Origin of the sequence: Kaistella sp. (genome assembly GCF_049588135.1) — a bacterium.
GTDB lineage: Bacteria > Bacteroidota > Bacteroidia > Flavobacteriales > Weeksellaceae > Kaistella.
Window position 1 is genome coordinate 1 of sequence record NZ_JBAVFG010000211.1, and the last position, 11614, is coordinate 11614.

At 34.7% G+C, this 11614-nt stretch carries 12 protein-coding genes; 7 read left to right on the forward strand and 5 right to left on the reverse strand.

All coding sequences use genetic code 11. The features are described 5' to 3' along the window. Both WBY99_RS11430 and nhaA read left to right on the forward strand, forming a co-directional pair. Nucleotides 1–1463, forward strand: a 1463-nt coding sequence (locus WBY99_RS11430) for a RelA/SpoT family protein (protein ID WP_423976463.1), incomplete at its 5' end; no start/stop codon positions are given. A 21-nt stretch (nt 1464–1484) separates the two neighbouring features. Beyond that, the gene (gene nhaA, locus WBY99_RS11435; RefSeq protein ID WP_423976464.1) at nt 1485–2666 is read left to right on the forward strand and encodes a Na+/H+ antiporter NhaA; all 1182 of its coding nucleotides are present in this window, start codon (nt 1485–1487) and stop codon (nt 2664–2666) included. Nucleotides 2667–2731: 65 nt separating this feature from the next. Here nhaA and WBY99_RS11440 read toward each other — a convergent pair whose 3' ends face one another. Beyond that, nucleotides 2732–3721: a YihY/virulence factor BrkB family protein gene (locus WBY99_RS11440; protein WP_423976465.1), complete on the reverse strand. Its 990-nt coding sequence runs from the start codon at nt 3719–3721 to the stop codon at nt 2732–2734. 30 nt (nt 3722–3751) lie between these two features. On the opposite strand from WBY99_RS11440, the gene rlmH reads away from it, so the two are divergent. From rlmH to WBY99_RS11455, 3 genes are all read left to right on the forward strand, one after another. Beyond that, a complete protein-coding gene (gene rlmH, locus WBY99_RS11445) occupies nt 3752–4225 on the forward strand; it encodes a 23S rRNA (pseudouridine(1915)-N(3))-methyltransferase RlmH (RefSeq protein WP_423976466.1) in 474 nt (157 codons plus the stop codon). 139 nt (nt 4226–4364) lie between these two features. Beyond that, on the forward strand, nt 4365–5144 hold the full coding sequence (locus WBY99_RS11450; RefSeq protein WP_423976467.1) for a HipA family kinase: 780 nt from the start codon (nt 4365–4367) through the stop codon (nt 5142–5144). Then, entirely contained in the window at nt 5131–5514 is a 384-nt protein-coding gene (locus WBY99_RS11455) for a DUF3037 domain-containing protein (RefSeq protein ID WP_423976468.1), read from the forward strand. Before WBY99_RS11450 ends, WBY99_RS11455 begins: the two co-directional genes overlap by 14 nt. A 162-nt stretch (nt 5515–5676) precedes the next feature. On the opposite strand, the gene WBY99_RS11460 is transcribed toward WBY99_RS11455, so the two are convergent. After that, nucleotides 5677–6378 carry a LytR/AlgR family response regulator transcription factor gene (locus tag WBY99_RS11460; protein ID WP_423976469.1) on the reverse strand — a complete coding sequence of 234 codons (702 nt, stop codon included), beginning with the start codon at nt 6376–6378 and terminating at the stop codon, nt 5677–5679. Between the two features lie 357 nt (nt 6379–6735). Continuing rightward, nucleotides 6736–7500 (reverse strand): MBL fold metallo-hydrolase, encoded by a 765-nt coding sequence (locus WBY99_RS11465; RefSeq protein ID WP_423976470.1) that lies wholly within the window; start codon nt 7498–7500, stop codon nt 6736–6738. Between the two features lie 56 nt (nt 7501–7556). Here WBY99_RS11465 and WBY99_RS11470 point away from each other — a divergent pair, with 56 nt between their 5' ends. After that, nucleotides 7557–8984 (forward strand): TonB-dependent receptor, encoded by a 1428-nt coding sequence (locus WBY99_RS11470; protein ID WP_423976474.1) that lies wholly within the window; start codon nt 7557–7559, stop codon nt 8982–8984. A gap of 9 nt (nt 8985–8993) precedes the next feature. Beyond that, nucleotides 8994–9443, forward strand: a complete 450-nt coding sequence (locus WBY99_RS11475; RefSeq protein ID WP_423976471.1) for a GAF domain-containing protein — start codon at nt 8994–8996, stop codon at nt 9441–9443. A gap of 77 nt (nt 9444–9520) precedes the next feature. Here WBY99_RS11475 and WBY99_RS11480 read toward each other — a convergent pair whose 3' ends face one another. Further along, nucleotides 9521–9991, reverse strand: coding sequence for an N-acetyltransferase family protein (locus tag WBY99_RS11480; protein WP_423976472.1), 471 nt, complete (start codon nt 9989–9991; stop codon nt 9521–9523). Between the two features lie 189 nt (nt 9992–10180). Further along, a complete protein-coding gene (locus WBY99_RS11485) occupies nt 10181–11506 on the reverse strand; it encodes a dihydrolipoamide acetyltransferase family protein (RefSeq protein WP_423976473.1) in 1326 nt (441 codons plus the stop codon). Nucleotides 11507–11614: the final 108 nt, after the last annotated feature.

An 11614-nucleotide genomic window follows, 5' to 3' on the forward strand; every position in this document is an offset into this window, starting at 1 on the left:
GGGCAAAAGCGATTTCTTCTATTTATCGTAAAATGCTTAAACAAGGCGTAGCTTTCGATGAAGTTTTTGATAATTATGCCATCAGAATTATTTATAAATCTGATGCAAAAAACGAAAAATTTCTCGCCTGGAAAATCTATTCTATTGTTACAGACCTTTATCACAGCAATCCTCAGCGAATGCGCGACTGGATTTCTCAACCGCGTTCTACGGGTTACGAAAGTTTACATCTCACCATTTTAGGTCCTGATAAAAAATGGATTGAAGTTCAAATTCGATCCGAAAGAATGGATGATATCGCAGAAAAAGGCGTTGCTGCTCATTATAAATACAAGGAAGGTTACCAACAAAGTTCGGATGAAAAAAACTTTGAACGTTGGGTTACAGAGATTCGAGAGGTTCTAGAAAATCAGGAATCACTTTCTACGACAGAACTTTTAGATGATATTAAACTTAATTTATATTCAAAAGAAGTATTTGTATTTACACCAAAAGGGGAAATAAAAACGCTTCCGATTGGTTCCACTGCTTTAGATTTTGCATTTTCGGTACACTCTGACTTAGGAACAAAATGTCTTGGCGCAAAAGTAAATGGTAAATTAGTTCCCATTTCTTATGTTTTATTAAATGGCGACCAAGTTGATATTCTGTCTTCACAGAACCAAAAACCAAAATTAGATTGGCTTGATTTTGTTGTAACTTCTAAAGCAAAATCAAAAATAAAAGCCATTCTAAATTCCGAAAAAAATGGTTTAGTTGAGGAAGGAAAAGAAATTTTGCAACGGAAAATGCGCCATGCTAAACTTAATTTCAATGATGAGGAAATTAATAAAATGCAGAAATTTTTTGGTTTGAAGACTTCTCAGGAATTATTTCTCAAATTCCAAAATGGTGATTTAGATATTGGTGACATTAAAAAATATACGGAAGGAAAAGGACTTTTTGGTAATATTTTACAACGTTTCCGCAAATCGCCAACGAAAAATGAGCTCTTCACCGAAACTCCGGAAACCAATCTCGATATGATTGTTTTTGGAAAAGATGAGCAGAAAATGAATTACTCTTATGCAAAATGCTGTACCGTAATTCCGGGCGACAGAATTTTTGGATTCATCACGATTTCTGAAGGAATTAAAGTTCATAACGATAACTGTCCGAATGCGATCAATCTTCGTGCGCAATACGATTATCGGGTTTTACCTGCAAAATGGGTGAATGAAGAAAGTTTCAAAAATAGAATCAAAATTGAAATTGAAGGGCTTGACAGAATGGGAATGATCAACGATATTACCGCGGTCATCAGTAACAACATGAATATGGACATGAAAAGCATGTCGATTGAATCCAACAATGGTGTTTTCCTAGGCAGCATTAATCTCGAAGTTAGAAACCGAAGCCAATTAGATGAAACCTTTAAACAACTAAAAAATATTAATGGTGTTTCTCGTGTAAAACGCATGTAAAAACACTACAAAACCACTTTCATGCTTATCACCAACTATTTTAAAAAATTCCTTCACAGCTCACAATCTTCAGGAATACTATTAATTCTTTGTGTACTAATATCGCTCTTTATTGCGAATTCTTCTCTCGGAATTTCATTTCAAAATTTATTAGACACTGAAATTGGAACCAATCTATTTCATCTTAATTATCCGTTAAGCATTTGGATTAATGACGGTTTGATGGCGATTTTCTTTTTACTCGTCGGTTTAGAGATTAAAAGAGAAATTGTAGAAGGCGAACTTTCCAGTTTTAAATCTGCGTCTCTGCCAATTATTGCAGCAATCGGTGGAATGATTGTTCCAGCATTAATATATTATTTTTTCAACCACGGAACCGATTATGCAAATGGCTGGGCAATCCCGATGGCGACTGACATTGCCTTCTCTCTTGCCATTATTTCGATGTTGGGAAAACGGGTTCCCTTATCTTTAAAAATATTTTTAGCAGCATTGGCAATCGTTGATGATTTGGGCGCAATTATGGTCATCGCAATCTTTTATACCGACCAATTACATTGGGATTATTTAGGATTAAGCGCAATAATGGTTCTTATTTTAATATTGCTGAATTTCTTTAAATTCAAGAAACATATTTTCTATATTATTCCAGGTTTGTTTTTGTGGTATTTCATGCATCATTCTGGGATTCATGCGACGATTGCGGGCGTTCTTCTGGCGTTTACTATTCCGACGAATGTTTCTAAAACAGAAATTTCACCTTTAGAAAAACTAGAACAAAAATTACATTTACCCGTAAATTTCCTCATCATGCCGATTTTTGCTTTGGCAAATACCAATATCACTTTTAAAGGTGGAATGGTTGATGGACTTTTCACCAACTTTGGTTATGGAATTATCTTCGGATTGTTTTTTGGTAAAATCATCGGAATCAACCTATTTTCCTGGATTTTCATTAAATTAAAAATCAGCAGTTTGCCTGATAAAAGTTCTTGGTCACAAATGTTGGGCGCTGGACTTTTGGCAGGAATTGGTTTTACAATGTCAATTTTCATTGCTTTACTTTCCTTTAAAGGACATGTGGAAATTCAGGATGAAGCGAAATTTGCAATTTTGGTAGCTTCCGCAATTTCAGGATTTTCAGGTTTTTCGTTATTAAAGTATATTGGAAAAAAGAAGGAAAATTTGGAAAGCAGCTTATAGCAATTGGCTTTTATCGATTAGCTAGAAACCAATGTTTTATTATCAAAAACTTCTTTGAATAATAATTACTTATCCATTCGATTTTCATCGTTTTCGGAATCATAAACCAAGTCTTGATCGAATTTAAAATCATTGGAAGCCATTTCTTCGGCGATCATTTTCTCTACCCGAACTCTTTTGATGGCGATATTCAGTTCATTTCCTAATAAGATTAAAATGATGTTGATATTCACCCAAACCATCACTAAAATAATTGTTCCAATGGAGCCATAAAGCACATTATATTTCGCAAAATTTCTCACGTAAATCGCAAAGAAATAAGTTAGAATTATAAACAGAATCGTAGTTAAAATCGCACCAGGAATGGCTTGTTTAAAAGTGGTGATCTTTAAACATCCTACCCAATAAAAAAGCGCCAATAAAATAAAATAGAAAATTGGAAACGAGATAAACCCAATAATCTTCGACATATTATTAACTAACCAAGAAATATTAATTTCGGGGGTAAATAATTTCAGAACCACTTCACTGTAATAAACTCCCAATAATGAAGCAATAATCAGCACGATAAATGCAATGGTTATCACGAAAGCCACCAAATATTCTTTAACAATTCCTCTCTGTAAATTGGTATTAATATTAAAACCATTAATCAGAGAATGCGTTCCATTTACAGCGAAAACCATTGCAAATACAATCGTCATATTGCTGATGTTTTTCATGTTCGGAATAATGAAATTTTGAATATATCCCGTAACATCACTTTGCATACGAGCAGGCAAAATATTGTGCATCAGGACTTCAAAAATATAAAATTGCAGTTTATCGTAATGCGGAAGATATGGTAACAGCGAAAGTAAAAAAAGAATAAAAGGAAAAAGACTGAGGAAGAAGCTCCATGAAATACTCGCTGCACTTCGACCAATTTGCATTTTAAAAACACCTTGTCCGTAAATTTCAAACATTTTCCAGAGAGAAATTCCTAAAAATGGAATATGAATTTCATCCAGAAAATCTTTTATTTTGACGATGAATTGCGGAGTTTTAATGTCCATTAATTTATATTTGCAAAACAAAGATAAGAAATGCGAATTAATTTAGTCTGCATGGGCAAAACCGATGATAAAGAAATTACCAATCTGGTTAAATATTATCAAAATCGCCTGCCAAAATATTGGAATTTTGAAATCATCGAAATTCCTGATGTTAAAAACGCAAAAAATTTAAGTCCTGATTTACTCAAAAAGGAAGAGGGAAAATTATTTTTAAATCTGATAGAAAACTCCGATACCATCGTTCTTCTCGATGAAAAAGGAAAACAATTTACCAGCCGAGAATTCGCCACCAAAATCGATAATTGGATGAGTTCTTCCGTAAAAAAAGTTTCCATCATTATCGGTGGTGCTTATGGCTTTTCTGATGAAATGTATGCGAGAGCCAATGAAAAAATGTCGCTTTCTAAAATGACTTTTACGCATCAAATGATTCGGCTTTTTTTTGTAGAACAAATTTATCGTGCAGATCAGATTCTTCAAGGGAAGCCTTATCATAATGACTGAATCGAGTTGTGAGTGTTCGAGTATTTGAGAAAAAAACTCGTAGCCTTTAACACAATTAATCTTCAAATCAACAAACGCAACAACTTCTCAACGTAACCATTAAAAAAAACTCCTCTATTTTTTTGTATTTTTGTCAACTATGGAAGATTTATCTTTACGAACAGTTACGATCATGCGATACATTCTGCCTTTGCGAGAAGGCGGTTCTTTGCCCGCACTTGCTGAAGCCGACGACGATTTCAAGTATGTTTTAAAGTTTCGTGGTGCTGGTCACGGCGTTAAGATGCTGATCTCTGAATTATTGGGCGGAAAAATTTCGCAGGTTTTGGGTTTGCCTATTCCTGAATTGGTTTTTGCGAATCTTGATGCAGATTTTGGAAGAACAGAAGCCGATGAAGAAATTCAGGATTTGCTGAAATTTTCTGAAGGCCTGAATTTGGGACTTCATTTTCTTTCCGGCGCAATTGCGTATGATCCTTCCGTTAAAGTAGATCCACTTTTGGCTTCGAAAATTGTTTGGCTAGACGGATATATTACCAATATCGACCGTACTTTCAAGAATACCAATCTTTTGATGTGGCACAAAGAGCTTTGGCTTATTGACAATGGTGCTTCTTTATATTTTCACCATTCTTGGATGAATTTTGAGAAACACGCTTTAAGTCCATTTGCTTATATAAAAGACCACGTTCTTCTATCACAGGCAACAATGCTTGATGAGGCAGATCAGTTTGCAAAATCTGTTTTAACTGATGAAATTTTGCACGCCATTGTAGAACTAATTCCACTGGATTGGTTGGAATGGAACGATACCGACGATTCGCCGGAACAAATAAAAGAAGTGTATTTCAATTTCCTGAAAACACGCCGCGATCATTCTGTAAACTTTATAAACGAAGCGAAAAATGCAAGAAAATAAAATTTACGAATACTCCGTCATTCGGCTCGTTCCGAAAGTTGAAAGAGAAGAGTTTTTCAATATCGGGCTGATTATGTTTTCGAAAAAGGAAAAATACATCCGTTTTGAATTCCATCTTTGCACCGAAAAATTTCAGTCGATGAAATCTAAACTCGATTATAAAGATATTTATCAGAATCTTGAAAATTTCAAAAACGTAGCAAATGGCGAAAAAGAAGGCGGTCCGATCGCTCTTCTCGAGATTCCCGAAAGATTCCGTTGGTTAACGGCAGTTAGAAGTTCGGTGATTCAAACTTCCCGTCCGCACTCTGGGAAAACGCAGGATTTGGATAAGACTTTTGAAAGGTTGTTTGAGGAATTGGTGAAGTAAAACAAATAATTATGACGAGAATATTTCAAAATGGAAAAGCAATTTCATCGGAAAATATTGGGTATCAAGAATTATTTTCAATAAAAACAGAGATAAAGCGGTAACGCAATTTCACCCTATTTGTAGAACATTTCGAAAACTAAATTAAAAAGCGCTAATCTTTTATATCAATATATTCAGATTATCTTTAAAACTTCTACCAACTGGAATGACAACTTCATTGTTCAAAATAATTTCATGTATATTAATTTTCTGAACAAATTGTCTTTGCACGGCGAAACTTCGGTGAACTCTAATAAATGACTGGAAATTAACTTCTTTTAAAAGATTACCGATACTCGATAAAACGCAATGTCTTTTCTCTGAAGTAACAATAAGAGAGTAATCTTTCAATGCTTCGATATAAAAAATGTCATGAAGTTTTACTTTTGTTTGTTCGTGACCTTCCTTAATATAGATCACATCACCACCCAAACTGGACTCAAACAAATCGGCTTTTCGCTTAATTTCCATAAATTCTTCAACTCGTTTGATGGCATTCTCAAAACGGTCAAATTTAATGGGTTTCACAATGAAGTCTAAGGTATCTAATTCAAAACTTTCTACGGCAAATTCCGTATGGGAAGTAATAAAAATACATACTGGAATCTCTTTGGCACTTTTTCGAAGCTCAACACCTGATAAACCCGGAAGATCGATATCTAAAAACAATACATCTACATTATTTTCCCCAATTGCTTTTAATGCATGTTCAGCACATGAATACGCTCCGATTACATTAAGAATAGGGAATTTTTTGGCGTAAGATAAAACCGTCAATCGGTCAATCTCGTCATCATCGACAATGATAGAGTTGAGTTTCAATATGATAGGTTATAGTTTACCTCAAATTTAGTTAAAAAAAATCAAAATGTCATCTTCATCATTTAAAATATATTTGCCGATTACTATTTTCAGTTTCATTAAAAAAAATATTATGAAAAGGATAATTACAAATTTTGATTCATTTGTATTAAATTTGCGAATCATAATTATCGTAATGAAGCTAGTAGCATTCAAGAAGTTTTGAATATTAAAACAAACTGAGAAGTTACTGAAATATGAGATCTATTCTTTTGATGGAAAATTGATTAAAAAGAGGATTTCAAAACAATAGCTAATACCTATAAAATTTCTTTGATAACCATCGAAAAAGAACTATATATTATAACGCTCTGATTATCAAAACTGCAGTTCTAAACCGTCATAAGCAAGATGCACATTCTCGGGAAGTTCGAGTTCTGTTTCCTCATATAAACCTAAGTGATGAGAGATATGAGTGAGGTACATTTTCTTCGGTTGCAACTCTTCAAATAGTTCTAGAACCTGTGGCAATATAAAATGAGCAGGATGCAAACCTGTTTTACGAATGCAATTTAAAATCAAATAATCTAGATTTTTTAATTTCTCTTTCTCTTGATCAGATATAAAACTCGCATCTGTAATATAGGCTAGATTTTTTAATTTATATCCAAAAATAGAAATCTTATTGTGCGATACTTCTATGGGAATCACATCAGTATTCAAAATTGTAAAAGGTTTCTCAATTTCATGAAGATCAAAAGCCGGCGCACCAGGATATTTTATATCCGAAAAGGCATAGGGAAATCTTAATTTAATTTCATCACCTACCCTTTTTTGACAATAGAGATCAATGTTTTTTTTATTTCGAAAAATCAATGGACGCAAATCATCTAAGCCAATTACATGATCATTATGCTCATGAGTTAGCAAAACTGTATCGATTTGTTCCTCTTTATTATTGAGCATTTGCATACGAAAATCGGGACCACAATCAATTAGAATTTTTTTTCCAAAATCGGTAGTCACCAAAACCGACGAACGAAAACGTTTATCTTTTACATTTAGTGAGATACAAACCTCACAATGGCAGCCAATGACCGGAACTCCCTGAGAAGTACCCGTTCCTAAAAATTTCAACTTCATTTTTTTTGATGTTGGTTTAATTTTGGTAAATTTACAAAAAATTAGAATTGACAGTGATTCATCCGAAATTAACACCCAAACAGAAAGCATTAGCTATAAATCTGGATCAAAATATTTATGGCACCTTCGCAGAGATTGGTGCTGGCCAAGAAACAGTTCGCCATTTTTTCAGAGCGGGCGGAGCTTCACAAACCATCGCAAAAGCAATGTCAGCTTATGACAAAGACTTTAGTGACGCCATTTATGGAAAAGAAGTTAAGAACAGATATGTGACCCAAAACCGCCTTCGCAAAATGTTGCGGTATGAAGTAGCTTTAATTGAAGAGAGAGTTTCTCGCAAAAATTTTCCGGGCAGAAAATTCTTTTCTTATGCCAACACCGTAACGACCATTAATTTTGATAAAACCATGAAAGGTCATGGTTGGGTTGGCTTGCGTTTTCAGTGTCATGAAAAAGAAGATTATAACGAAATCGTACTTCACGTAAAGTTCAATGAAAACGATGCGACTTTACAACAAGAAACTTTAGGAAGTTTAGGAGTTAACCTCATTTACGGTGCTTTCAACTATACAGACAATCCACGGAGAATGATTAATTCTCTTCTGGATGATATCTCAAAAGACAATATAGAAATCGATATGATTGATTTCAATGGACCCGCTTTTGCATACGTTGATAACCGATTGATGAGCTTACAACTCGTGAAAAATGGAATGACCGATGCGGTGATTTTTAACTCAGAAGGAAACAATATGTTACCCGCCGATATCCTTTACAAGAAAAATATCTTTGCAGTTCGTGGAAGTTTCCGTCCGGTTACTTTAGTGAATATTGACATGTTTGAAAAAGGTCTCGAAATGTTCAAAAAAGATTGGGGATGCAATGAAGAAGAAACCGAGGTTTTATTTGAAATCACCATTGCTAATTTAAGAGCAGCTGGCGATATTGATGAAAGGGATTTTCTAGACAGAGTTGATGTTTTAGGAAAATTAGGATATACGGTAATTATCTCAAACTTCTCAGAATATTACCGATTAATCGACTATTTTGCACCTTATACCAATGGTAAAATTGGTGTAGCAATGGGCGTCAATAATATGCTCGATGTTTTTGATGAAAATTATTACGAAAATCTTTCAGGAGGTATTTTGGAAGCTTTCGGTAAATTCTTTAGAAAAGGAATGCGCGTTTATCTCTATCCATACAAAGATCCTGAAACTCATCAATTGTTAACCGCTAATAATTTAAAAGTAAATGACAGTTTGAAAGAGCTTTATAAATACTTTAAACACAACAAAAGAATCGTTGATATTCAAAATTATAATCCAAATTACTCCGAAATATATTCCCGAACGATCCTTGACAAAATCGCCAATCATGTACCAGGATGGGAAAAGGAAGTCCCAGAAGGCGTATCAGATTTAATTAAAGAGCGCGGAATGTTCGGTTACAAAGAAGAATTAAAACTCAAAGAATTTTCTTAAAAATAAAAAATGTCAGAAATAAAAAAACGGCTTTCTTCAATTTTAGAAAGTCCAAATCACAATACCGAAATTAAACTTCAAAAAATCTGTAATCTTCTGGATCAGGAAATCTCCTATTTCAACTGGACAGGTTTTTACTTTAAAAACGGTGATAAAGAAGAATTGATTTTAGGACCTTATGTGGGAGCAGAAACCGACCACACCATAATTCCGTTTGGTAAGGGAATTTGTGGGCAGGTTGCAGTTTCCAACGAAACATTTGTGGTTCCCGATGTACATGACCAAGCAAATTATTTGAGTTGTTCTATCGATACGAAAGCTGAAATCGTAGTTCCAATTATTAAAAACGGCGAAAATATCGGACAAATCGATATTGATTCGCACAAGTTAGATCCATTTACCGCAGAAGACCGCGAAATGTTGGAATGGCTGTGTGAGGAAGTTGCGAAAATCATGTAATCAGATTTGATTAAAATAAAAAAAGTGTGGATTAAATTAAAATTCACACTTTTTTTTATGTTTTGAGAGATGCGAGATTAGTTCGCCAAATCTGCAATTCCTTTTCTATCTAAACGAAAAACCGTCCATTCATCCATCGGTTTTGCGCCGAGAGATTCGTAGAATTTAATGGCAGGCGTATTCCAATCGAGAACCGACCACTCCATTCTGCCGCAGTTTTCTTCTTTTGCAATTTTAGCAAGTTCAGCAAAAAGTTTTTTCCCATACCCTTTTCCACGACAATCTGGCTCTACAAAAAGGTCTTCGAGATACAAACCTGGTTTTCCCACGAAAGTTGAAAAATTATAGAAATACAAAGCGAAACCTACCGGTTTTTCATCTTCTTCGGCAATTAAAACTTTCGAAAATTTGTGGGTAAAGATATTTTCTTTTAATTCTTCTACGGAAGTGATTACTTCATCTTCCATTTTCTCGTAAACGGCTAGTTTTTTTATTAAATCAAAGATGATCGGAGTATCTGACTCGGTGGCTTTTCTAATTTGGAACATTTGCTTTTAAATTTTAAAAACAAATTTACGATTTTTGCGAGAATTTATTTAGAAAATCCCAGCGGGAATAAGTTCCTAAAAAAAAACCTCCAGAATAATTCTGAAGGTTTTGGTTTTTTGAGATTGCTTCGCTTTGCATAAAAAATAATCGAATCGAATTCAAGGATTGCTTTGCTTTGCTCGCAATGACTATATTTCGGTATTCATATCCCAATTCTGCAAATAATCGTGAACGTGTTTCAAGAACATACCACCCAAAGAACCGTCAACAACACGGTGATCGTAAGAATGCGACATGAACATCAACTGGCGAATTGCGATAACGTCGCCGTCTTTGGTTTCCAAAACTGCGGGTTTTTTCACAATCGCTCCAACTGCCAGAATCGCGACTTGCGGTTGTGGAATAATCGGCGTTCCCATTAAATTCCCAAATCCTCCAACATTGGAAATGGTGTAAGTTGCACCTTGCGTATCTTCCGGTCTCAATTTTTTATTTCTTGCACGATAAGCCAAATCGTTAATCGCTTTTGCCAAACCGGAAAGGGAAAGTTGGTCTGCATTTTTAATAACAGGAACGATGAGATTTCCGTCTGGAAGTGCGGTTGCCATTCCGATATTGATATTTTTCTTTTTGATGATTTTATCGCCATCCACAGAAACGTTGATCATCGGAAAATCCTGAATTGCCTTTACAATTGCGTGAACAAAAATCGGCATATACGTCAATTTCTCACCTTCTCTCTTTTCGAAAATATCTTTATGTTTTGTTCTCCATCTTACAACATTGGTCAAATCTGATTCGATAAATGAAGTAACATGTGGTGAAATTCTTTTTGAGTTCACCATTGCATCGGCAATAATTTTACGAACTCTATCCATTTGAATAATTTCGTCACCAGGAGCAACTTTAATCGGTGCAGAAACCGGAGTTACAGTTGCTGCTACAGAAACTTGCGCTACGGCTGCTTGTGGCGCTGCTGGAGCGGTTCTGTTAGCAATAAATGATAGAATATCTTCTTTGGTAATTCTTCCGTCTAGACCGCTTCCTTTGATGGATTGCAATTCAGCATCAGAAATTTTTTCGTTTTGTGCAATTGATTTCACGAGCGGTGATAAATACAACTCTGAACCTTCAAAACCAACGGATGATTTTGAACTTTCCATCGCTTCTTCCAAACCTTTTACAACTTCTGGATCTACATTTGGAATTTCAGTTTTTACCTCTTCCGCAGATTTTGGTTCTTGCGGTTGATCAGCAACTGCATCACCAACGCCAGCAACTTCTAAAATTGCGATAGCTTCACCAATTTTAGCGACTTCATCTTTTTGTTTCAGGATTTTAATAATTTTCCCCGAAACTGGTGTCGGAACATCGGAATCTACTTTATCGGTCGCAATTTCTACAACGGAGTCATCTTCCTTTACGGAATCTCCTTCGTTGAACATCCAACTGATAATCGTCGCTTCCATCACACCTTCTCCCATCGAAGGAAGTAATAATTTATATTCTGCCATTTTATGTATTAGATTTTCACAAAGATAAAAATTTTTAGCGATTAAAGAAATCTTAATTTTCAAGCAACATTTTTGGTTATTTTATAATGAGTTAAAATATGGAAAATA